Raw genomic sequence first — 22,857 nt, 5'->3', positions numbered from 1 at the left:
TTTTTCCCATCTGCGGCTGTTGCTTTCTCATTTGCATCTTTCGCATCTGTAGCTGTTACATTCTCTTTTGCTGTTTTCTCATCTGCTGCTGTTGCTTTCTCTTTTGCTGTTTTCTCATCTGCTGCTGTTGCTTTCTCTTTTGCTGTTTTCTCATCTGCTGCTGTTGCTTTCTCTTTTGCTGTTTTCTCATCTGCTGCTGTTGCTTTCTCTTTTGCTGTTTTCTCATCTGCTGCTGTTGCTTTCTCTTTTGCTGTTTTCTCATCTGCTGCTGTTGCTTTCTCTTTTGCTGTTTTCTCATCTGCTGCTGTTGCTTTCTCTTTTGCTGTTTTCTCATCTGCTGCTGTTGCTTTCTCTTTTGCTGTTTTCTCATCTGCTGCTGTTGCTTTCTCTTTTGCTGTTTTCTCATCTGCTGCTGTTGCTTTCTCTTTTGCTGTTTTCTCATCTGCTGCTGTTGCTTTCTCTTTTGCTGTTTTCTCATCTGCTGCTGTTGCTTTCTCTTTTGCTGTTTTCTCATCTGCTGCTGTTTCTTTCTCATTTTCTGTTTTTTCATCTGCGGCTGTTTCTTTCTCTTTTGCATCTTTCACATCTGCTGCTTTTACATTTGTATTTTCAGTTTTCGCATCTGCCGTTTTCACTTCCGTAGCTTTTACATTCGCATTTGTCGTTTTCTCATCTGTAGATGTTGCATTCGCATTTGCATCTTTCACATCTGCGGCTGTTGCTTTTGCATCTTTCACATCTGCGGCTGTTGCTTTCTCATTTGCCTTTTCTCATCTGCAGCTGTTGCTTTCTCATTTGCTGTTTTCTCATCTGCGGCTGTTGCTTTCTCATTTCACATCTCGGCTGTTTCTTTCTCATTTGTTTTTTCGCATCTGCGGCTGTTGCTTTCTCATTTGCATCTTTCACATCTGTGGCTTTTACATTCTCATCTGTATTTTCACATCCGCGGCTGTTACATTCTCATCTGCTTCTACATCCTCTACACCTCTCGTTTTTTCATCAAGAATTTTCGTCTTTTCGGCAGACATTGTAGTCATTGCATCAGATGCTCGAGGTGCTTGTTCCATATTATTTTTAGACTTTTTGTTAATATGCTTTTTATCAGCATGTTTTTCGGCCTTTTCTGCCTTTTTACTTGCATTACTTTTATCTATAAATCTACTAAATAGTCCTTTTCCCAAGTCTTTCATGGCTTGAGGCATCCTCATTTTTGACATTTACCCACCTATCCTTACTGCATCATCTATCATATTTACAAGCTTAGTCGCTAATTTTTCATTTACTATACCAATCACAACCCTATGTTCTTTTCCCAAATATTTTCCAATTGAGTCACTATCTCCCCATACTCGTACAGGGATTTTTCTATAATTACACTTATCATTGAATAATTTCTTAGTATTATTAGACGCATCCGTCGCAACTATAGTCAAAAAGGCTTTTTTATCCAAAACAGCTTGCCTAACGGCAAACTCTCCGGAAACCAAATTACGACCCTTTTGACATAAACTAAGAAGTTGATATATTTTCTCCATTTATAATTCACCTAACAAAATTTCATACACTTCTTTCAACACCTTTTTCTTAAACGCCCTCTCTAGGCCCTTAATTTTTATCAATTTCGCAACACATTCTCTGTTCTTACAGACATATGCGCCTCTACCTGGCATTTTAGACGAAAAATCCACCGCCACATTACCTTGGTTATTACAAACAATACGCATCATCGTATCCTTGGGGTTCATATTTCCGCAACCTATGCATTTTCTAATTGGTATCATTATTTCTTTCCATTTCTAATCTATGCTGATAGTCCGCGGCATAATCGTCATCCATCAAATCATCGTTAAGCGAATTGTCTTCATACGCGGCTCGATATGCGGCTTCTAACTCAGCCTCTCTCTCTGCAGCAATTTCTTCCGGAGTTTTAATTGGTTTTGGAACATACCCCACCGATGAGGCGCTCTTAATATCCAGCCAGCACCCTGTCAATTTAGCAGCAAGACGCACATTTTGCCCCTTAATTCCAATTGCCAAGCTCAAAACATCATCAGGAACTATTATTACAGCATTTTTCTTATTTCCTTCTCGAGTATCCTTTTCACCAATTATCACATCTAAAACTTCAGCTGGGCTAAGTGCCTTTTTGATAAACTCAACCAGATCTTCATTCCATTCGATAACATCAATTTTTTCGCCATTCAACTCCTGAACAACCGAGTTAATTCGGCATCCTCTTTCACCAACGCAGGCACCAACAGGATCCACATTCCTATTACACGAATGTACAGCAATTTTGGTTCTGGAGCCAGCTTCTCGCGCCACACTCTTAACTTCCACAGTGCCATTATGAATCTCCACTACTTCTTTTTCAAACAAACACTTAACAAGCTCGGGCCTAGTTCTAGAAACCACAATCTGCGGCTCCCACTTCATCTTAACACCCTTCTGCTCATTTTGGTTAAAATCCTTAACGTCCAAAACATAAAAGGCTTTTTTTCTCGCACCCGCTTGATTATCAAATGTTTCATTGGCAATCGCTTCCGACATAGGCAACGACGCTTCTGCGTAATCAAGTTGGACTATATAGCCGTTTTTATCTTGCCTACTCAGATCACCTCGTACAATATCTCCAACAAACCCGATATACTTATCATAAACCATCTGACGTTCCGCTTCTTTAATTTTGTTTAAAACAACATTTTTAGCATTCTTTGCAGCAATTCTTCCAAAATCTTTTGTTGTAACTTCTATATCTAGCACGTCTCCGATGCTAATATTTTTGGTAATATCTCTTGCCGCCGACAAGCCTATTTGAAGCACATCATTTTCGACATCCATATCTTCAACAACTTCTTTTGTAACAAACACTTTAACAACACCAGTCTTTTCGTTAATATCAACCTTAATCGCTGGTCTGCTTTCTCCCAAGTTACCGTAGTGCTTTTTACAAGCAGCTTCAATGGATTGCACAATTGCGTCAAAGAGCTTTTCTTTATCTATCCCCTTAGATTTTACAATTTCATCAATTGCCGCCATAAATTCCTTATTCATCTAATTTTTTCCTTTCTAAAAAGTAATAGCAAGCCGAGTAGTTACTATATCTTTTGAGTTGAAGCTTTTCATTTGATCTTCAACCATCACCTTAATAATTTCATTATCTTTCTCAACAAGCTCACCCTGAAAAACTTTTTGGCCTTCTACCGGTTTATAAAGTTTCACATCCACCAACTTGCCCGCATATTTCAAAAAATCTTTGTCCTTTTTCAAAATTCTATCGATGCCTGGTGAACTCACCTCAAGCATGTAAGGCGGTTCAATTGGGTCGGCCTCATCCAAAATGGGTTCAATTGCACGGCTCACACTTGTGCAATCATCAATGGCAATACCACCTTCCTTATCAATATAAATTCTCAAAAAATAATTAGCACCTTCTCTCTTAAACTCGACATCCACAAGCTCTAGACCCATTTCTGTTACAGTCTCTGAGATCAAACACTCAACTTTCGATATAATTTTGTTTTTATCCATAATTCATATTCCTTTTATAATGCAAAAAGAGTGGACCATTAATCCACTCTCTGTGCCGAATTTATTAAATTACCCCGATTATATCTTAACTTATTTTAAAAATCAAGGGGGGCATTCATTTTTTTTATTTCGCCATCAACTCTTTTTTTTCATCCACGTATTGATATTTTTTCCAATTTTTGTTATAATTTATATTTAATATTTTTATTACACGAAGGATTTTCAATGAAATACTGTTCACCATGTGGTGCCGAATTATTTGACGACGCAACTATTTGTCAAAAAAGTGGGGTGCCTCAAGCAAACTCAATATATGATTCAGGAAGTATTGGATAAAGAATGCAAAGAAAGCCGGTATAGGTGCCTTAATTCTTTTTATCTTACATATACTTTTATATATAATATTTAATATTTTTGTTACAAAGGGGAGTTTTTATGAAATATTGTCCAAAATGTGGTACAGAATTATTTGACGAAGCAACTATTTGTCCCAAATGTGGGGTGCCTCAAGCAAACTCACAAGCTGATTCAGGAAGTATTGGATATGGAATTTTAGGATTTTGTATTCCTGTCGTTGGTCTTGTTCTATTTTTAATATGGAAAGATGCGAAGCCTAAGAATGCAAAGAAAGCCGGTGTAGGTGCCTTAATTTCATTTGTCTTAAGTGTACTTCTATATTTATTATAAGGGGGAGTTTTTATGAAATATTGTCCAAAATGTGGTGCAGAATTATTTGACGAAGCAACTATTTGTCCCAAATGTGGGGTGCCTCAAGCAAACTCAACAGATGATTCAGGAAGTATTGGATATGGATTTTTAGGATTTTGTATTCCTGTCGTTGGTCTTGTTCTATTTTTAATATGGAAAGATGTTAAGCCTAAGAATGCCAAGCAAGCCGGTGTAGGTGCCTTAATTTCATTTGCCTTAGGTGTACTTCTATATATACTATATTTTGTAGCCTTTGGATTTTTACTCAGTGTTGATTTTCTGGCATAGGATTTTTACTTAATGAAATTTCACGATATTCTCGCTCTGCTTTGCGGTTGTCACCGAAGAGCCGATAGGTCGTTTTTCTATAAAGACAAACAATTTCCTGTATGTGCAAGATGTACAGGAGAAATTATTGGAGCACTGCTTGCTATCTTCATAGGTATTTTCGCACAGCCATCAGTCACAATATCATTTCTTATGCTCATTCCGATGATAGTCGACGGGACTGTTCAGTATTTTAGACCATACGAAAGTAACAACAAACTGCGAGCCACAACGGGGGCCCTATTTGGAGGTGGTGCGATCATGCTCGCAATACACTTAGCGTTATTTTCAATCGAATTGGGAAAGCAACTAGGTCAAATGGTTCAATAACATACAACTGCTGCAGCGCTCATAATACCTGCTGCAGCACCTACTATCTATATTGCAACTACCGCAACGCTGTTCTAAAACTTCAATATTACTCCGTTATAAATATCTGTTGGTGGCAACGCTATTGTGATCACCCCATTTTTTTGAGCAACATTCACTTCATCTAATACCGATTCTATTGCCTTAATCGGTCGCGCATCCTTTATGGTCACTTTTATTTCTGCTATTTTGCCCGTTCCATCTGCAACTCTCATTCCCTCATTATTCAAATTGTTTTGTACAACTACAACACCCACGCAAACCGTCTCTGTATTCTTGGCAACGGCCAATATCGAATTTGAACATCCTGTTAGCTGTGCATACGCGTCTACATTCGCTTTTATAATTTCACCCAATAACCGTTTTTCCATAAAATTGCCAAATTTCATATAATCTAATGCTATTGGCAAACTTACATATGTGACATTTCCCTGGCCAAATTTATTCTTTGTAATTCCAGCGTACTCCGACTTTTTACCAATCGGCCTCGCACCTATCTGATAAACAGGAGCAGGATAATATAACGGCGTTTCCACTACCGCAGTTGTGGCTTTCGCAAGAGTTGCCTTTCCGTAAACCCCTATTTCTGGAGTAAAATCTAAGTTCCAATACTTTTCTGCCATAGTGTCCTTAATTTTTATATAAGCAATCGGCTCATCGAGCATCCCCGCACTAGTAACTCCACACAACTTCTCAAATATTGCCGTATCAGCCTGATCATCTCTTTCGAATTCACCCACTGCCCCTGGAATAGTGCCCACAACAACCAAATTTCCTCCCGCTGCTACAAATTTTTCTATTTCCGCAACAGCAGACTTTTCTATATATGCATGCTCCGCAACTAGCAATACCCTGTATCCAGCCAGATGCTCTTTTAAATCTGCATCATATAAAATATGCGAGGTCAATCCATTCTCCGTTACCATCTGATACGCACCTTCAATAAATTTGGTTTGCAATGCCCATCTGCCACCATTAAGTCTCATTTGCTCAACACTCAGTAATATTGCAACATCCGCATAAGACGGTACGTTCTTTACCTTATGATAAATCGCTTCACCATAATCAAACATTGCTCTAATATGCTTCATCGACTCCATATCTGGTTGAATATCTATTGGCTTTACAATATCTCCTGCAATCAACATGCTATTCATGCTGGCACACAGCGCCGCCTCTGCCTTTAACGTCTGCGGTGCTCTGCAATTAAAATCTTGCCAAGACCTCATTCTTTGAATGTTCATATCTATCGTTTTGCCACGCCAAGCAGTTCCGGCCAAATTCATCGCTGCACTGACCACTAAGTTTGGTGGCTGTGGATCGTACGTATAAAACCCTGTATTTTTTGAAATTGGTATAGGCCACTTAATACAACCCACAACATCTGCGCCTACAGATATTTTGGGATTAATTTCCATAAGCTCCTTGCCTACATCATCCAAAAACCTATAAATAATATTGTTAGACCACCTAAATCTAGCCATACTAGTCATATCAGCATTGGCCTGAGGAACTTCTTCCATAAAAAGTTTTTTACATCGATCGCAGTAACACGGCTCATTAAGCCCGTGATAGAGTCCATCAATCCAAACTGCGTTGATGTCATTATTTTTGGCAAGCTCCACTATATACGGCAACAAATTCTCATAATAATATTCACTAGTTGGGCAAATATAATTTTTGATAGCCTTGTCTTTGCCATGATTATATAAATTGCCATCCTCATTATAAGTCAACCAATCTCGCAACCCCTTCTTGGCCACTTCTTCATCAGACAATACGCACGCCGCTATATACGCCGTTACATCGATATTTTCTTTTCTCAATGCCGTACAAATCAGCTTAAATACATCTGCCTCCATGTTTGGGTGAGGAAACGCAATATCAGTACGAGTATATGCAAACCCATATGCGCACCTTGCGAATAACGTCACCGACTCTGCACCCGACGCCTTAATCGCTGCAACATAGCTATCCACATCCAAATTTTTTCCAACATTTTCAATATTGACCGGTGTATGCATGTCAAAATGCAACTTCTTTACCACTTCATGATACGATTTGTTCATAATATTCTCCTAATCTACCAACGGCAATAGTTCTGGATATTGATCATCAGTATCTTGGTATTGCACCTTCAACTCTAGCAACCTCGCCTTTAGCTGCGCAACCAACTCACCATTCTTTTCTTTTTCATATATATTATTGAGTTCGAGTGGATCATTTTTAAGATCATATAGCTCCCAAGCCTGCGGAGTCTGTATATCAATAGCACCCTTTGAACCCAGCGCTCTACCATAGTAATAAATCAGTTTATAATTTTGAGTTCTAATTCCATAATGCGAAGGAATCTCATGATGAGCCAAATGCATCCAATATCTAAAATAAACCGCATCATAGCCATCTTCCTCACCTGTAATAACTTTTCTAAAAGACTTTCCTTGCATAGCGGCCGGCACATTGGCCCCTGCAAAATCTAGCAACAGCGGTGCAATATCAATATTGGCGACCAACTCTGAATTTACAGAACCAGCCTTTACCTCGCTTGGATACCTTATCAAAAACGGCGTGCGAATACCTTCTTCATAGCTCCATCGTTTGTCGCAATAATCATGCTCTCCCAAATACATTCCCTGATCCGAAGTATATATAATTACAGTATTATCAATCTCTCCCGTTTTTTCCAAATACTCCAACAACTGTCTTACCGAATCGTCAATGCCTGCAACAGTTCGCAAATAATCCTTTAAGTACTTCTGATATGCCTTATGAGCTTTCTCCTCGAAACTAGCATTTTCATCGCAATCGAGTTTACCCGTCACATAATCATCTGCCATAAAAAATTTATATAAGCTGTGCGCCTTACCAGTTTTTGGAAAAATCATACTTTTTGGCGATACGGTGCTTCCATATCCAAACGACCCCGCGCTTCTATGAGATAAATCCTCAAACAAACTGTCTGGCTCTGGAATTTCGATGCCATCAAAAATATGTTCAAACTTTTCAGGGTAATCCCACATATCATGAGGCGCCTTATGATTGCACATCACAAAAAACGGCTTACCTTCCTCACGATTTTTCAACCAATCCAAAGTCATATCCGTAATAATATCAGTTACATATCCTTTATGAGTTACAAGACCTTCTTGTCCTTTTTCAAAAAACATTGGATCCCGATAAGTTCCCTGCTGATTTTTAATTCCACCTAAATACTTATACTCGTCAAAACCTCTTGGAATATCATGCAGATGCCACTTTCCGAACAATGCAGTTTGATAACCCTGCTCCTTAATCAGCTTTGCCACATTAACATCAGTGGTACTATCCCAGTGATCTGCCAAAGTTTTCACTCCGTTAATGTTTCCATATTGCCCCGTCATCACGCTTGCCCTTGCAGGAACACATAGAGAATTGGTAGAAATAAACTTATTAAGCCGGCACCCTTCTTCTGCAATTCTATCCAAATTTGGTGTTTTAAATACTTCCGCTAATATTGACCCGTAACAACTAATCGAATTGATCGCATGATCATCCGACATAATATATAAAATATTTGGTTTACTCATAAACGCCTCCTTAGAAATTTTTACCAATATATTTTATAATATTTGAAACGATTTGTCTAGCCAAAAAAGCCTCGCATTTCACGAGGCCTACGGCAAAAACTTTTCACTATATCTGTGATGTAAATCCACCGCATTGTCCGCCAAACCATACGGAATATCAATACTCACTTTTTTTACATCGTCTTCACTGTAAATACTTAAATACTCTAATATCAATTGCTTATTTACAATCTCAATACTTATCAAAACATAATTTCCACTATAGGCTCCATACATTTCATCATAATACAAAATAAACTTCTCTGTAAATATCACTTCATGCGAAACTCTATCGATGTAATCTTCTATCAACAAATTTTGCTGCCCCGCAATAATCACTCCACAAACTATTAGCAACAACCCCAAATTGATATCCCCAGGCAAAAGCCCAAATCCTAGCAATAAACATATAAGCAGTAATCCCACATTGCACATCTTATAATTCCACTTTCTATTACTTAGTACCTCCGCATTCTCGCAATGCCATCTGTCTATAATCTTATATTGCAATTTTTGTAATTTTAAAACATATAAAAATATTTTTAATACACCTATAAGCATCAAAACTCCACAAATTATACTCAAATTACTTGCTGGAGATTCTTTGTAATAATCTAGTATTGGAATAATAATGAACATTATCCCCAAAAAAGTCAAACTAAAACACAAATGCTTCAAAAAATTTATTTTATTCTCCATAGCCATCAGTCCCTATTAAATGTGATTACTATCATTATATGTACTCTTTTGCAATTTGCGCTTGACCCATAAAAAAGGAGCTACCCTCAGATAGCCCTCAAATTTTTTATGCTTTTATAGTTCTATAGCCCACTTGTTCTCCTACACAAGAAGCAATAAATTTTAAAAAATCCACCAGTACGTTCATATCATCTATATCCATCAACCCTGTTGGCAAAACCGTATTATTCACCAAAATATTATTTTTTTCTTTCTTAACAGACGATATATGAATAAGCGGAATTGTCACAGCCGCTTGAAAAACTATCTTACTATACAAATTTTTATTCGTTATTACAAATCCAGACTTTGCAGTTCCAAACACGGTATCATCATATAGTATAACTACCTCTTCACCATCGCTAAACGGCGCATATTGTTTTTTCGCATTCATCATTTTTTTGGGATAATCTGCCAATCTAGTTATATTATATAAACGTTGGTGTAACGATTTGCATCGCATATTCGAATAGCAATTTTGAATTCTTTCTATATCTGTGTCAGTCAATTGAGTTTTTAAACGCACTACATTATTTTTGTTATTAACATTTTTTTGCAATAAATCTTTCAAAACCACTGGCATATCATCATCAGATATACGCCTTGCTTCCCAGATATCTTCGTCGTTGGCTACTGCTTGCCAGACATCTTCATCATCATTATCATCGGCTGTTGCATCCAAATACTCGCCGTCTTCTTCATCTGCTACTGCGTCCAAATACTCGTCGTCTTCTTCATCGGCTGTTGCATCCAAATATTCGTCGTCTTCTTCATCTGCTGTTGCATCCAAATACTCGTCGTCTTCTTCATCTGCTGTTGCATCCAAATACTCGTCGTCTTCTTCATCTGCTGTTGCATCCAAATACTCGTCGTCTTCTTCATCTGCTGTTGCGTCCAAATATTCGTCGTCTTCTTCATCTGCTGTTGCATCCAAATACTCGTCGTCTTCTTCATCTGCTGTTGCGTCCAAATACTCGTCGTCTTCTTCATCTGCTGTTGCATCCAAATACTCGTCGTCTTCTTCATCGGCTACTGCATCCAAATACTCGTCGTCTTCTTCATCGGCTACTGCGTCCAAATATTCGTCGTCTTCTTCATCTGCTGCTGCGTCCAAATACTCGTCGTCTTCTTCATCTGCTGTTGCATCCAAATACTCGTCGTCTTCTTCATCGGCTGTTGCATCCAAATATTCGTCGTCTTCTTCATCTGCTATCGCATCCAAATACTCGTCGTCTTCTTCATCTGCTACTGCGTCCAAATATTCGTCGTCTTCTTCATCTGCTATCGCATCCAAATACTCGTCGTCTTCTTCATCTGCTACTGCGTCCAAATACTCGTCGTCTTCTTCATCGGCTGTTGCATCCAAATATTCGTCGTCTTCTTCATCTGATGTTGCATCCAAATACTCGTCGTCTTCTTCATCGGCTACTGAGTCCCAATATTCGTCGTCTTCTTCATCTGATGTTGCATCCAAATATTCGTCGTCTTCTTCATCGGCTACTGAGTCCCAATATTCGTCGTCGTCTTCTTCATCTGATGTTGCATCCAAATATTCGGCTTCGGCTTTCCAGACACCCTCTTCAACGTCTACTTGTCCGGAGCCTGACATGGCTAATATTGCCATATACTCCATTCCATAATCATCTTCTTCTATTTGCGGGGAGCCTGACATAGCCGATTTCGCCATATACTCCATTCCATAATCATCTTCTTCTATTTGCGGGGAGCCTGACATAGCCGATTTCGCCATATACTCCATTCCATCATCATCTTCTTCTATTTGCAGGAAGCTTGACATAGCCAATTTCGCCATATACTCCATTCCATCATCATCTGCTTCAAATTTTGTACTTTCTTGTTTTTCTTCACCATCGATTGTTTCCTCATCCTCAAACTCATCATTGGTCAATGTATTGATTACAAAATTGAGAAATTTCACTAAATTCCTTAATTCATCTTTTGATATCGTACTACATGCCAATATTTGATTGTTAACCAATATCTTTTTATAATCTATTACGATATGTTCTATCCCATCTAACGCAATTGCCCATTCATCTGCAAAAGCGCATCTATTATAAATTTTCTTATCCGTTATGATGAAGCCATCTCTCGAACTAGACCACCCAGAATCGCTAAAGTATACTACAACTTCTTCGTCTTCCATTGCAGAAAACCGTCCTTTGGCCTGTTCAAACTTTTCCCCATTCGAATCATTTATACAAAACAAACATTTTTTTAGTATATTTGATATTTTGCTATCATAAAATTCTTGAATCTCAACATATAACTCAGATACGGTCTCAGCTTCTTGATCCAAGTCTTCTATTTTCGCAATCTGGTCATTAATTTGGTTAATAAATTTCTCTGCAATATTACCTACATATTTTTTGTCAGAAATTTCCTTTTTCATAGCTTTCAATGCGCTTTTACTCATTGTGTCGCACGGTTCGCAAAGTTGCACTAATGAGTCGTACTGCATTTTGGCTTCTAAGCAATTCTCTTCCGTATCGTAGACATAGTTATTAAATGTTCTTGTCTTCGCGATTAACAACTTGTCCAATATATCGTTAATTTTTTTTAGAGCAATACTTGTTTCTATATTATAGCATAACATACTGTTGACAATTTTGAGTTTCGCATTAGTGGCGGCATCTTCTGTATCAAGAGCGGGCTCTAAATACGATAATAACTTTTTGTTCACTATGTCATCTATATATACTCCATAATACTTTGCTATTTCTACAATATCTCCATTTTTATCTATTTCGTTTTCTATAATATAAGCATAAAGATCTATATTAAACGGATCTAATGCAAAGATTGTCATAATAGTACTTTCTAGATTGTCGGCTTTTAAGGTTGTTATCAGCAGTTCTGCAGTTGCCCTATCTTCTACTGTCACATAATCAAATTCCCATTTTTTTATATTTTTCAGCACGTTCATCACTGAATAACTTAATTGTCTGATATTTGTTTTTAGACTTTCTAGCAACTTTTCAAAAACTTTTATTTTCTTTATGTCGTCGGCCCATGTATTATACTCTTCATAATAATTTTTGCAAAAGCTTTTTTTATCCAGTTTTTCTACTCCCAATTCTTGTAACCACTCTACAGCATTGTCGATAGCTTTGTCTAATACTGCATATCCTTGCGCTAGCGCATTTTCATATGCATCAGTTTCGTTTTCAGGCTCATATGTCACAATAAACGATTGAATCAATTCATATGCCAACTCTTCATATCTCTTATACACCTGTACATAGTTATCTCTTTGAACAGAAACATTCAATGTACTTTCCAAAAACTTAAATTTAACTTCTCCCATTAATCCATTCCTTTCTATTTTATATTTCGATATTTCTATATTCCGATATATTGTAAAAATCTGACAGTTAAATTCAACCATATTTTTTAACTCATGTCAAGGTAATTTTCTAATCTTAGATTTTTGCGCAAAAAAATGGAGTGTATAGAAAATACCTACACACCCTAAACTATATTACTTTCCAAAAAACATATTGATCACTTTCACAAGCTCATTCATAGACGGTTTACTAAGCTGAGCATCTGCACCTAATTCTTTCCCTTTATGTTGTAACTCCTCTGTAATCAATGATGAGAAAATAATAACCGGAAGCTCTTTTAACGTGTCATCTTCTTTAATAGCACGCGTTAAACTATACCCATCTAATATCGGCATCTCAACATCAGTTATAACCAAATCCACTTGTTGCCTAAACTTAGCCCCAAATTTTTCTTTTAAATCAAAGATATAGTCTTTTGCAAGTTGTCCATTTTCGAACAATTTTAAATTTGAAAATCCTGCTTCTTCTAGCACACATTTTAACATCTCTCTTATTGCTCTTGAGTCTTCTACAACCATAATTTTCTCTTGTCTACTTACAATGGTATCTTCTGAAACTGTTCCGGCTTCCCACATATTTCCTATACCAGCTTTAATAGTGATTGTTTCAAAATCTAGCAAAATTATAATTGTTTCATCCAACATCAAACTACCTATACTTAATGTTTCTGCCTTAATATTTGTAGTTTGTTTAATATCATTCCAACCAATTCGCCTTATGCCATTTACTTGGTCAACCAAAAATACCACTTTGGTTTCATTAAATTCGCATAGCAAACCAAGAGCTTTCTTGTAATCTTGAGTATGTACTTTGTGTAAAACAAAACTTAAGTCAATTACAACGTCCATTTCATTTCTTACATTTGTAAGACCAGCTACTTCTTCTCTTGTATTTGGAAAAGGCATAACTTCATCTATTGTTACAATTCCTTTAATCTTTAAAACATTTATTGCATAATGCTTTCCGCGTACAATAAATTCAACTACTTCCACTTCTCCAGTTCCTGCATTTAATAATATCTCACTCATTAATAAATCCTCCTTTAGTAATTAGTTATCTTCTTCATTATACCAAATTTTGAATTTTTTTCAAGTTAATTTAATATAAAAACGACTACTTGTTCCACATTTTAAAAATTAAAGTAAATAAAAGGATTATGTGCACCTATTACAAGATATGATACACATGACAAAAATATAGCTATGTAGACAACTGGAGAAATAATTTCTGCAACAGGCTTCAATTTATTTTTTAACATCGGCGCCACCGGCATTGTAAATATTATTCCTATGATAAGCAATACGTAATAATTATTTAAGTATCGATAAAACTCCAAACTAATAAAATCTCCAGCTCCTAACATCACTATAATATACTCCATTGCTTGTGTCAACGATTCTTGCGCAAATATTATCCATCCAATTATCACAAAAAACATCGTATAAATTTGGTAACATAAACTAAAGATTTTACTGTTAAAGTATGGCTTTAACTCTTTTTCTACTAAAATTAATATAAAATATAGCATCCCCCATGCCAAAAATTGCCAAGCCGCACCATGCCATAGCCCTGTTAATGCCCACACAATAAATAAATTACGGCGCAATTTACCTCTGCTTACGCGAGATCCTCCCAACGGAAAATATACATAATCTCTAAAAAAACTACCCAACGAGATGTGCCATCGGCGCCAAAATTCACTCACCGTCTTCGCAATATACGGATAATTAAAATTCTCTGCAAATGTAAAACCAAATATTCTTCCAAGCCCTATTGCCATATCGCTATACCCCGAGAAATCATAATAAATTTGCAATGTATACGCAATTGCTCCAAGCCATGCAAAGCTGGTTGAAAGGTTATCACTTGCAAATGCGGCCTCCGATATGATCGCAAAATTGTTAGCCAAAATTACTTTTTTTGCCAGACCTTCAATAAAACGCTTTACGCCATAATCGATTTGAGCCCATGTAATGCTACGTTGATTGATTTGCTTTTCAATATCTGTATAGCGCACAATTGGTCCTGCTATAAGCTGTGGAAATAGCGATATGTATAACCCCAAATTAATTGGATTCTTCTGCGACGGTACATCTTTTCGATACACATCTATTAAATACGAAATAGCTTGAAACGTAAAAAATGAGATCCCAATAGGCAACGGCAAATTCATGCTCGGCAAATTTATATCTAGTAAATGATTTATATTCTCTACTATAAACCCTTCATATTTAAACACAAATAAAATCAGCAAATTTAAAAATACTCCCGTCACCAAAACTTCTTTTCTATCGCTAATGCAAAGCCCTATGATATAATTGAAACATATGCTAAATAGCATTAGATACACATAGCTAGGCTCCCCCCAAGCATAAAAATATAAGCTCGCCAAAAATATAAAGATATTCCGCATCGGCAAAACAAAGTATCCTATTAATACAATTGGCAAAAATACAAATAAAAATGTCATGCTTGCAAAAATCATTTAATCACCACACATTCATTTTAGACTTATTTTACACCACATTTTACTATGGGACAACTACTTTAAACACATTGGAGGATTAACGATGAGAAAATTTTATATGATAACAATCTTTTTATTTTGTATGACCTTTAACATCTTTGCAGCAGACTTTGACGTTGCTGTTATAGGCACAGACCCCGAAGGCATTGCCGCGGCCGTAAGCAGTGCTAGAAACGGAATGCACACACTGCTTATCGATACTCGCGACAAAGTTGGAGGCTTATTTACACTAGGAGGTCTAAATTCTCTAGACATGAATTATTCATTGGATGGTACTCTATTGACGCAAGGGATTTTTGAAGAATTTTTTCTTGCTATTCACCCCGAAAATGCTTTCGCTGGATTTTGGGACAAACGCGATTCATTTGATATTGCAACAGTCGAGAAAATTTTCTTATCAATGATCGCAGCTGAGGACAACATCACGCTTATTCTCAATGCCGACGACATTTTGCCCGCTGTTACAGAAAATAAAATCACACATATAACTGCTAACAATACTATATTTACAGCCAACGTCTTTATCGATGCCACACAAGATGCGGACATTGCGGCGGCCGCTGGAGTTCCCTATACAATCGGCGGGATGGACATTAATAATCCTACACAAATTCAGGCAATCACACAGGTATTTAAAATAGATAACGTCGATTGGGCCGCACTGCGAGACGGAATTTATTCTGATACGGCCTATTATCAAGCCGAAATGAATGCGTATTCAGCCTGGGGATTTTTAGATATAATGAGAGCATACACGCCTGCTTATCCAGACAATGTAAAAGTTCGAGGATTAAATGTGGGGCTACAAAACGACAATTCGGTACTCATCAATGCTATGCAGCTCATAGGCTTTGACCCTCTTAACCAATCTGAATTAAGCGCCGCCAAAAACATAGCTGCAGACGAATGCGAACACATTGCGGCATATATAATTGCAAATATTCCTGGATTTGCCAATGCAACATATGGCGGCATAACAGAAGAACTATACGTACGCGAATCCAGACATATCATCGGCGAATATACTCTCAGTGCCAGCGACATGATGAGCCACATGAATTTTTCTGACAAGATTGCTTGGGGCAGTTACCCAATCGATATTCAAACTACTAGCATAGACAACTGGGGCTACATCATTGGCGATCCCGATGCATATAGCATTCCATTTCGTTCCATCATCCCCAAAGTAATCGACAACCTCCTCATCGCCAGCAGAAGTGCCAGCTACCACAGCATTGGCTTTGGCAGTGTTCGAGTTGTGCCTATCGGAATGGCTATTGGGGAAGCAGCTGGCGTGGCCGCAGCATACGCGGTAAATACCAACGCTACTTTTCGAGACTTCGCTTATAATTCTTCTATGATCTCTCAAATACAGCAACAACTTATTGCCCAGGGAGCATTTTTGGCCGACCTCGACTTGCCTTATGCCTACGAGGGGCATCCATTTTCTAACGGTATCTCCTACGCCTATAATGCAGGAATCATAATCGGCAGCTACAATAACGACATTCACCTAAACGACCTTGCGGCTGCGCCAGATGTTATAGAAGCTTTTCACAAATTTATTCGCATTGAGGAAATCTCGATGCCATTAAACGAAGCCTATCTTCAAAACGAATATGTAACCACAATTCAGCTCGTCTTTGCTATCTTCGAAATGCTTTCCATAGCTGATACCAACATTGACAAACGCATCGTGTTACATGACGCCGGCATAATTTCTGAGCAACTTTTTCACAATATGAATAATCAGGTTATGATCACTTATGCAGATCTCTATCAAGCACTATACGAAATAAGTCAGTATCTAAAAACGGCATAGGTATCTACAGCGCATTTAGTTTTTCTTGCATTTGCTTAAGATAGGCAACTACATCAAATCCATACGCATTCTTTAATTGATCATACTGTACCGCATCCGCTGATCCATCAAACTGAATCATCCCGCGTCGTAGCAGCAGCAGTCTATCAAAAAATCGCAATCCCTGCAGCACATCATGTAGCACCGCTATCACCGAATGCTCACCGTCAGCGCTCCACTCTGCCAAAAATGTGAATAATTCCATCTGACTTTTTAGATCCAAATGATTGGAAGGCTCATCTAGCAAAATCACTTTTGGTTCTTGCGCCAATGCCCGTGCCATCAGCACCTTCTGTAGTTGCCCCCCTGAGAGGGTATTGATGCGCCTATCTTTTAACTCATACGCTCCCACCGCATGTAGGCAATAATCAACATATTCATAATGCAATTTCGCAGGCTTCTCGAAAACATTTTTTGAAAGCTGATTATACCTACCCAACATTACAGTATCATAGACAGTGTATGGAAAATATATATTTGTCATCTGCGATAGGCGGGCTATTTTTTTGCTCAACTCAATTGGCTTTTGCTCGCTCACTTCTTTTCCAAACAATACAATGCTTCCTTCATATTGTAAAACTCCGCTAATTGCCTTGAGAAGCGTTGTTTTTCCAGAACCATTTGAACCCAATATACATAAATTTTCTCCCAGAGATACTTTGAGACTTACATCTTTCAAAACCATTTGCTTATCGTATCCTGTCCTCAAGTTTTTTATATCAAGCATCGACCCTGCCCTCCTTGCTATCTTTTTTAAAAAATATATACATAAAAAACGGTGCACCAATCAGCGCGGTCACTGCTCCCACTGGCAATTCGATTGGATTTGCAATAACTCGCGAGCAAATGTCGCATCCAACCATAAAAAGCCCTCCAAACATAGCAGACATGGGTATCACAATTCTATGACTGACTCCAAAAATTCTTCTCGTAACATGCGGTGCTATCAGATCGATAAATCCAATTATTCCCACAAATGAAATAGCGCAGCCCGTCAGTCCTGCAGCAAATATAAGTATCCCCCACTTGGCTTTCTTAACATCAATGCCCATAGAAAACGCCTGCTCTTCTCCAAAACTCAAAATATCTAGCTCGCGTGATTTTATACACAATACAAATATTCCTATAACCGAAATCACAGTAACAATGACAAGCTCAATGGGCTGATTTCCTGCAAAGCTCCCCATCTGCCACAATATAATTCTTTCCGCTTGATTTTTAAATACTGCAATTAAAATAGACATCACCGCACTCAAAAATAGCGATATCACCATTCCTACTAACACTATCGTAATATTACTTATCTGGCGATCCAGTTTTGTCGATACAGCCACCACCGCAAATACCGTTAAAATTCCGAAAGTCATTCCCAAGAGCGGCAATGTCAAAATTCCAAAAAATGAAAATCCACCTATAATGCAAATGCTAGCAGCAACGCTTGCACCAGCCGAAACACCCAATGTATACGACGATGCCAAGGGATTTTGCAATACCGATTGCATAGCAGAGCCAGATGCCGATAGCGCAGCTCCCACCACAAATGCCATCAAAGTTCTCACAGTTCTTATGTTCCATACGATGCTTACCTCTGGAGCAGTTACACTTTCGCTCAATGCTACGCCAAAAAGCTTATGCAAAATTATCGATACCACATCTGCAGGTGGAACAAAAACAGAACCTATTCCGATTCCCAAAATAATCGCTATTACAACCAAAACAACAGTTATCCCCATCTTAACTTTCATCACAATTCCTCCCCTAATTCAAATAAAAGCCGCCGCAATTATCGCGACAGCCTACTTCACTTAAAATAACTCTGGATACATATCCTTTGCCATCTCTCTAATTCCGGTCAAAATATTTCTAGTAGGTAACGAAGTTGGGTTGTTCTCCACTAAAAACACTTCTCCATTTTTTATTGCTGTAATATCTCCCCAGCCATTTCTCTTTTCAATTTCCGCAACAGCATCATCTACATACGTTACGTTTGTAATAATGACATCAGGATTTGCCGCAATCACCATCTCATCTGTTACACTAATCCAAGACGTTTGATCATCTGCAAAGACGTTCTCTCCTCCTGCAATAGATATCATTTGGTTTAAATAGGTTTCGTCTCCTGTACTATACATATATGGAGCAGGAGAAATTTCAAAGTAGACACTCTTTTTATCTTCGATTTTATCTGTAATAGCCGATATCTCCGCTATTTGCCTTTTCATATCTTGAACCAAAGCATCTGCCGTCTCTTTTTCTCCCAGCAATTCTCCCATAAACTCCAAATCTAAATATATATCTGCTATAGTGTTAGCGGTAGGAAAGCTTGCAACAGTGGTTCCCATTTTTCTGAATTCTATTAATGGATCCGCACCGCCCTCGGCAGTCAATTCTCCCACCAAGATTAAGTCTGGCTCTAATACAAGCAGCCCTTCCATGTCAGGATTTACCATGTCGAATACTTTAGGTTCTCCTACTACACCATCTCCTTTGTCATAACTTGTTATCGCAACAATTCTGTCACCATACCCTAAATCCACTAATAGCTCGGTTATTGCTGGTGCATATGAAACCACTCTAAAGTAGTTATCCAATGCCTCTATTTCAGCACCACTTCTATCTATCAACTTTCGCAACTCCGATGGCCGATCCGATAACTGATCCACCTTCTCACTAACTTTTTCTGGAGTTACTACCTCCGATTCTTCGGCTCCAAAGAACCACCAACATCCCAAAATTAAAATGGCACAGAGTATTACTATCGCCGCAAATCTTTTCATCTTGACCTCCTATTATCATTCAACTTATTCTGCCACTGCGACAGCTTCGGGTGCCAAAGATTCACTTTGCGCCACCGGAACCACTACTTCTGTTTCAGGCTCTGATCCATAAAACCACCACCACCAAATCACTAATAGTACCACTATAATTATTACCATAGTCCATATAATGCCAGCTTTATTATCCTTCATGATGACCTCCTATTATTTTGACAGTTCTTTCTCTAGTAATTTACTAACCACTACAGGATTTGCTCTTCCACCAGTTTTTCCCATTATTTTGCCAATAAACGATTTAATAACAATACTTTTACCCGCTTTATACGCAGCCACAGACTTAGGATCTGCCTTTATTGCCTCTAATACCAATTTTTTTAGCAATACCTTGTCATTGATTTGAAGTAGATCATTTTCTTCCACGTACTTATTTACATCGATATTTTTGTCCCACGCATCTTTTATCAACTTCTTGGCAACGCTACTATTAATTTTGTCGCCGCTGGCTAGGTTAGAAATATCGGCTATGCTTTTATACGAAATTTTGATTTTATCATCTTCTACCATTTTCAGAACTTCTGTAATAATCAAGTTTGCTAGTATTTTTTTATTTTTAGCATATACTGCTGCCTTTTCAAAATAATTTGCAACCTCTTTTTCATTTGTTAGCAATTCCGCATCGTAAGCGTTCAGTCCATAATTTTGCATATACTTTTGCTTTCTTTCATCTGGCAATGGCGGTATTTCCTTTTTCAATTTCTGAATTTTTTCTTTTGAAGTTACTATTGGCGCCAAATCTGGGTCCGGAAAATATCGGTAATCGTTTGAATCTTCCTTTGTTCTCATAGAATATGTTTTTCCCGTAGCTTGGTCATATCGCCTTGTTTCTTGTACAACTTCACCTCCAGCTTTCACAATATCAACTTGTCTCTTAAATTCGTATTCTATTGCTTTTTGAATAAACGTAAACGAGTTTAAATTCTTCATTTCTGTACGTGTTCCAAACTTTTCTTCTCCTTTCTTTCGCACAGACAAGTTAACATCGCATCTCAAGGATCCTTCGTTCATTTTACAATCAGAAATCCCTGTATACAATATTATTGCACGTAACTTTTTGAAATATGCAACTGCTTCTAATGAACTTCTCATGTCTGGTTCTGATACAATTTCTATCAACGGTACCCCGCATCTATTGCTATCTATAAACGTTCCTTTTTCTTTGTCATGAATCAGCTTCCCGGCATCTTCTTCTATGTGAATCCTTGTTATTCCTATTTTTTTTGATCCACCTTCTGTTTCTATTTCTATATATCCTCTCTCGCAAAGTGGTTCATCAAACTGTGATATTTGATATGCCTTAGGCAAGTCGGGATAAAAATAATTTTTTCTATCTTGCTTTGATACGGCTCGTATCTTACATTTTGTTGCAAGCCCCGCCTTAATGGCATAATTTACCACTTTTTCATTCAACACCGGAAGCGTTCCTGGCATTCCCATACACACCGGGCAAACCTGCGTATTAGGCTCCGCCCCAAACGTTGTCTTGCATCCGCAAAATATTTTTGTCTCTGTATTTAATTCACAATGGACCTCAAGTCCTATTACCATTTCGTACATAATTTTCTCCCTCTAACGTGCTTCATAAGCATTTGCAATTTGATATAATAAAGCTTCACTAAACATATTTCCAATCAGTTGCATTCCTATAGGCAACTCCTCCAAATCTACTCCACACGGAATGCTGATTGCCGGCACTCCAGCTATATTCACTGGCACAGAATAAATATCTCCCATATACATCTCCAAAGGATTTTTTGTCTTCTGCCCAAGTTTATATGCCGTTGTTGGTGCCACAGGCGAGATTATTGCACTGCTATCTTTAAATACTTCATCAAACTCTTGCTTTATCAGTGCTCTCACTTCTACGGCTTTTTTATAGTATGCGTCATAATATCCTGCACTCAACGCAAATGTTCCTAGCATGATTCGACGCTTAACTTCTGCTCCAAAGCCCTCGCTTCGAGATTTTTTATACAAGTCCTCAATATTTTCATAGTCATCAGTTCTATAACCATATCTGACCCCATCAAATCGCGACAAATTTGAAGATGCTTCAGCGCTAGAAATTACATAATAGGCAGGTAGCGCCAACTTTAACGATGGCATAGAAACTTTTTTCACCACTGCCCCCATTTTCTCGTACTCTTTTATTGCCGCTACAATTGCCTCTTTCACTTCTGCTTGAATAGCGTCACCTTCCAGATATTCTTTCGGTACTGCAAGCTTTAATCCTCGAACTCCTTTTTCCAAATCTTTTGTATAATCTTCATATTTATACACTCTAGAAGTTGAGTCACCTTTATCATGTCCCACAATTGCGTTTAACACCATGGCTGAATCTTTTACCGTATGAGTTAATGGTCCAATTTGGTCAAACGATGATGCAAACGCCACCAATCCATTTCTAGAAATCGAGCCATACGTAGGCTTCATCCCGACCACTCCACAAAATGATGCGGGCTGCCTTATCGATCCTCCTGTGTCACTCCCTAGTGTAAAGACCGCCATATCCGCCGCCACTGCTGCAGCCGAGCCTCCACTGCTTCCACCTGGCACTCTTTCAAGATTTTTGGGATTTTTTGTTATATGAAAATGCGAATTCTCATTTGATGAACCCATAGCAAATTCATCCATATTCAACTTGCCTAGCATTACCGTTTCTGCGACCTTCAATTTTTTTATTACAAACGCATCATATTCTGGAATAAAATCCTCCAACATTTTTGAACCACAAGTAGTGCGAATTCCCTTGGTACACATATTATCTTTTATTGCGCAAGGGATTCCAGTTAGCGTTGTTGCGTTCCCTGCCGCTATTGTTGCGTCCGCCAGTTTAGCCGCCTCCATTGCCTCTTCCTTGGTCACTAGCAAAAAGGCTTCTATCTCTTTATCCTTCGCATCTATTTTTGCCAAATATTCTGTTGTTACTTCAACCGATGAAATTTTTTTATCTTTAAGCATTTTACTTAATTCTGAAACTGTATACATA

At 38.0% G+C, this 22,857-nt stretch carries 23 protein-coding genes; 4 read left to right on the top strand and 19 right to left on the bottom strand.

From position 1 onward, the window contains the following. The 7 genes from PCY70_RS12165 to PCY70_RS12135 form a co-directional block, all read right to left on the bottom strand. Nucleotides 1-737 (bottom strand): hypothetical protein (locus PCY70_RS12165; RefSeq protein ID WP_305767539.1); only part of this gene is annotated, 737 nt, incomplete at its 3' end. Between the two features lie 19 nt (nt 738-756). Continuing rightward, complete coding sequence (locus PCY70_RS12160; protein WP_305767538.1) at nt 757-906, bottom strand: hypothetical protein; 150 nt, start codon at nt 904-906, stop codon at nt 757-759. A gap of 11 nt (nt 907-917) precedes the next feature. Continuing rightward, nucleotides 918-1,217 (bottom strand): hypothetical protein, encoded by a 300-nt coding sequence (locus tag PCY70_RS12155; protein WP_305767537.1) that lies wholly within the window; start codon nt 1,215-1,217, stop codon nt 918-920. Next, nucleotides 1,218-1,535, bottom strand: a complete 318-nt coding sequence (locus PCY70_RS12150; protein ID WP_305767536.1) for a L7Ae/L30e/S12e/Gadd45 family ribosomal protein — start codon at nt 1,533-1,535, stop codon at nt 1,218-1,220. Next, nucleotides 1,536-1,781 carry an RNase P modulator RnpM gene (gene rnpM, locus PCY70_RS12145; RefSeq protein ID WP_305767535.1) on the bottom strand — a complete coding sequence of 82 codons (246 nt, stop codon included), beginning with the start codon at nt 1,779-1,781 and terminating at the stop codon, nt 1,536-1,538. Continuing rightward, nucleotides 1,768-3,054 (bottom strand): transcription termination factor NusA, encoded by a 1,287-nt coding sequence (gene nusA, locus PCY70_RS12140; RefSeq protein WP_305767534.1) that lies wholly within the window; start codon nt 3,052-3,054, stop codon nt 1,768-1,770. The genes rnpM and nusA overlap by 14 nt, the downstream gene beginning before the upstream one ends. 15 nt (nt 3,055-3,069) lie before the next feature. Next, a complete protein-coding gene (locus PCY70_RS12135; RefSeq protein WP_305767533.1) occupies nt 3,070-3,531 on the bottom strand; it encodes a ribosome maturation factor RimP in 462 nt (153 codons plus the stop codon). Nucleotides 3,532-3,966: 435 nt separating this feature from the next. Here PCY70_RS12135 and PCY70_RS12130 point away from each other — a divergent pair, with 435 nt between their 5' ends. From PCY70_RS12130 to PCY70_RS12120, 3 genes are read left to right on the top strand one after another with little or no spacing between them, the layout of a single operon-like run. Next, nucleotides 3,967-4,218 carry a zinc ribbon domain-containing protein gene (locus PCY70_RS12130; protein WP_305767532.1) on the top strand — a complete coding sequence of 84 codons (252 nt, stop codon included), beginning with the start codon at nt 3,967-3,969 and terminating at the stop codon, nt 4,216-4,218. A gap of 12 nt (nt 4,219-4,230) precedes the next feature. After that, nucleotides 4,231-4,527, top strand: a complete 297-nt coding sequence (locus PCY70_RS12125; RefSeq protein ID WP_305767531.1) for a zinc ribbon domain-containing protein — start codon at nt 4,231-4,233, stop codon at nt 4,525-4,527. A 12-nt stretch (nt 4,528-4,539) separates the two neighbouring features. Next, a complete protein-coding gene (locus PCY70_RS12120) occupies nt 4,540-4,896 on the top strand; it encodes a DUF2085 domain-containing protein (RefSeq protein WP_305767530.1) in 357 nt (118 codons plus the stop codon). A 74-nt stretch (nt 4,897-4,970) separates the two neighbouring features. Here PCY70_RS12120 and PCY70_RS12115 read toward each other — a convergent pair whose 3' ends face one another. From PCY70_RS12115 to PCY70_RS12090, 6 genes are all read right to left on the bottom strand, one after another. Further along, entirely contained in the window at nt 4,971-7,004 is a 2,034-nt protein-coding gene (locus PCY70_RS12115; protein ID WP_305767529.1) for a DUF6259 domain-containing protein, read from the bottom strand. Nucleotides 7,005-7,013: 9 nt separating this feature from the next. Continuing rightward, the gene (locus tag PCY70_RS12110) at nt 7,014-8,501 is read right to left on the bottom strand and encodes a sulfatase family protein (RefSeq protein ID WP_305767528.1); all 1,488 of its coding nucleotides are present in this window, start codon (nt 8,499-8,501) and stop codon (nt 7,014-7,016) included. An 87-nt stretch (nt 8,502-8,588) separates the two neighbouring features. After that, nucleotides 8,589-9,179: a hypothetical protein gene (locus PCY70_RS12105; RefSeq protein WP_305767527.1), complete on the bottom strand. Its 591-nt coding sequence runs from the start codon at nt 9,177-9,179 to the stop codon at nt 8,589-8,591. 166 nt (nt 9,180-9,345) lie between these two features. After that, a complete protein-coding gene (locus PCY70_RS12100; RefSeq protein WP_305767526.1) occupies nt 9,346-12,606 on the bottom strand; it encodes a hypothetical protein in 3,261 nt (1,086 codons plus the stop codon). A 174-nt stretch (nt 12,607-12,780) separates the two neighbouring features. Then, on the bottom strand, nt 12,781-13,674 hold the full coding sequence (locus PCY70_RS12095; RefSeq protein WP_305767525.1) for a chemotaxis protein CheV: 894 nt from the start codon (nt 13,672-13,674) through the stop codon (nt 12,781-12,783). A 101-nt stretch (nt 13,675-13,775) separates the two neighbouring features. Continuing rightward, entirely contained in the window at nt 13,776-15,059 is a 1,284-nt protein-coding gene (locus PCY70_RS12090) for an MBOAT family O-acyltransferase (RefSeq protein WP_323132702.1), read from the bottom strand. Between the two features lie 157 nt (nt 15,060-15,216). Here PCY70_RS12090 and PCY70_RS12085 point away from each other — a divergent pair, with 157 nt between their 5' ends. After that, nucleotides 15,217-16,995, top strand: coding sequence for an FAD-dependent oxidoreductase (locus PCY70_RS12085; protein WP_305767523.1), 1,779 nt, complete (start codon nt 15,217-15,219; stop codon nt 16,993-16,995). A gap of 4 nt (nt 16,996-16,999) precedes the next feature. Here PCY70_RS12085 and PCY70_RS12080 read toward each other — a convergent pair whose 3' ends face one another. The 6 genes from PCY70_RS12080 to gatA are packed head-to-tail and all read right to left on the bottom strand — an operon-like array spanning nt 17,000 to nt 22,856. Beyond that, nucleotides 17,000-17,761: an ABC transporter ATP-binding protein gene (locus tag PCY70_RS12080; protein WP_305767522.1), complete on the bottom strand. Its 762-nt coding sequence runs from the start codon at nt 17,759-17,761 to the stop codon at nt 17,000-17,002. Then, on the bottom strand, nt 17,754-18,779 hold the full coding sequence (locus tag PCY70_RS12075; protein WP_044149828.1) for a FecCD family ABC transporter permease: 1,026 nt from the start codon (nt 18,777-18,779) through the stop codon (nt 17,754-17,756). Before PCY70_RS12075 ends, PCY70_RS12080 begins: the two co-directional genes overlap by 8 nt. A 60-nt stretch (nt 18,780-18,839) precedes the next feature. Next, nucleotides 18,840-19,811: an ABC transporter substrate-binding protein gene (locus PCY70_RS12070; protein ID WP_010168131.1), complete on the bottom strand. Its 972-nt coding sequence runs from the start codon at nt 19,809-19,811 to the stop codon at nt 18,840-18,842. A gap of 24 nt (nt 19,812-19,835) precedes the next feature. Next, the gene (locus PCY70_RS12065) at nt 19,836-20,003 is read right to left on the bottom strand and encodes a hypothetical protein (protein ID WP_305767521.1); all 168 of its coding nucleotides are present in this window, start codon (nt 20,001-20,003) and stop codon (nt 19,836-19,838) included. A 12-nt stretch (nt 20,004-20,015) separates the two neighbouring features. Then, the gene (gene gatB / locus PCY70_RS12060) at nt 20,016-21,425 is read right to left on the bottom strand and encodes an Asp-tRNA(Asn)/Glu-tRNA(Gln) amidotransferase subunit GatB (protein ID WP_305767520.1); all 1,410 of its coding nucleotides are present in this window, start codon (nt 21,423-21,425) and stop codon (nt 20,016-20,018) included. A 12-nt stretch (nt 21,426-21,437) separates the two neighbouring features. Then, nucleotides 21,438-22,856, bottom strand: coding sequence for an Asp-tRNA(Asn)/Glu-tRNA(Gln) amidotransferase subunit GatA (gene gatA, locus PCY70_RS12055; RefSeq protein WP_305767519.1), 1,419 nt, complete (start codon nt 22,854-22,856; stop codon nt 21,438-21,440). Between the last annotated feature and the right edge of the window lies 1 nt (nt 22,857).

Origin of the sequence: Candidatus Epulonipiscium viviparus, from assembly GCF_030708075.1 — a bacterium.
Lineage (GTDB): Bacteria > Bacillota > Clostridia > Lachnospirales > Cellulosilyticaceae > Epulonipiscioides > Epulonipiscioides viviparus.
The sequence above is the reverse complement of the archived record's forward strand: the minus strand, read 5'-3'. Positions and strand labels throughout refer to the sequence as shown.

Bases quoted from the DNA above. Each gene is read 5' to 3' on its own strand.
- PCY70_RS12155 (WP_305767537.1), bottom strand. From the start codon at position 1,217: ATGTCAAAAATGAGGATGCCTCAAGCCATGAAAGACTTGGGAAAAGGA.
- PCY70_RS12150 (WP_305767536.1), bottom strand. From the start codon at position 1,535: ATGGAGAAAATATATCAACTTCTTAGTTTATGTCAAAAGGGTCGTAAT.
- rnpM (WP_305767535.1), bottom strand. From the start codon at position 1,781: ATGATACCAATTAGAAAATGCATAGGTTGCGGAAATATGAACCCCAAG.
- nusA (WP_305767534.1), bottom strand. From the start codon at position 3,054: ATGAATAAGGAATTTATGGCGGCAATTGATGAAATTGTAAAATCTAAG.
- PCY70_RS12135 (WP_305767533.1), bottom strand. From the start codon at position 3,531: ATGGATAAAAACAAAATTATATCGAAAGTTGAGTGTTTGATCTCAGAG.
- PCY70_RS12130 (WP_305767532.1), top strand. From the start codon at position 3,967: ATGAAATATTGTCCAAAATGTGGTACAGAATTATTTGACGAAGCAACT.
- PCY70_RS12125 (WP_305767531.1), top strand. From the start codon at position 4,231: ATGAAATATTGTCCAAAATGTGGTGCAGAATTATTTGACGAAGCAACT.
- PCY70_RS12120 (WP_305767530.1), top strand. From the start codon at position 4,540: ATGAAATTTCACGATATTCTCGCTCTGCTTTGCGGTTGTCACCGAAGA.
- PCY70_RS12115 (WP_305767529.1), bottom strand. From the start codon at position 7,004: ATGAACAAATCGTATCATGAAGTGGTAAAGAAGTTGCATTTTGACATG.
- PCY70_RS12110 (WP_305767528.1), bottom strand. From the start codon at position 8,501: ATGAGTAAACCAAATATTTTATATATTATGTCGGATGATCATGCGATC.
- PCY70_RS12105 (WP_305767527.1), bottom strand. From the start codon at position 9,179: ATGTTCATTATTATTCCAATACTAGATTATTACAAAGAATCTCCAGCA.
- PCY70_RS12100 (WP_305767526.1), bottom strand. From the start codon at position 12,606: ATGGGAGAAGTTAAATTTAAGTTTTTGGAAAGTACATTGAATGTTTCT.
- PCY70_RS12095 (WP_305767525.1), bottom strand. From the start codon at position 13,674: ATGAGTGAGATATTATTAAATGCAGGAACTGGAGAAGTGGAAGTAGTT.
- PCY70_RS12090 (WP_323132702.1), bottom strand. From the start codon at position 15,059: ATGCGGAATATCTTTATATTTTTGGCGAGCTTATATTTTTATGCTTGG.
- PCY70_RS12085 (WP_305767523.1), top strand. From the start codon at position 15,217: ATGAGAAAATTTTATATGATAACAATCTTTTTATTTTGTATGACCTTT.
- PCY70_RS12080 (WP_305767522.1), bottom strand. From the start codon at position 17,761: ATGCTTGATATAAAAAACTTGAGGACAGGATACGATAAGCAAATGGTT.
- PCY70_RS12075 (WP_044149828.1), bottom strand. From the start codon at position 18,779: ATGAAAGTTAAGATGGGGATAACTGTTGTTTTGGTTGTAATAGCGATT.
- PCY70_RS12070 (WP_010168131.1), bottom strand. From the start codon at position 19,811: ATGAAAAGATTTGCGGCGATAGTAATACTCTGTGCCATTTTAATTTTG.
- PCY70_RS12065 (WP_305767521.1), bottom strand. From the start codon at position 20,003: ATGAAGGATAATAAAGCTGGCATTATATGGACTATGGTAATAATTATA.
- gatB (WP_305767520.1), bottom strand. From the start codon at position 21,425: ATGTACGAAATGGTAATAGGACTTGAGGTCCATTGTGAATTAAATACA.
- gatA (WP_305767519.1), bottom strand. From the start codon at position 22,856: ATGTATACAGTTTCAGAATTAAGTAAAATGCTTAAAGATAAAAAAATT.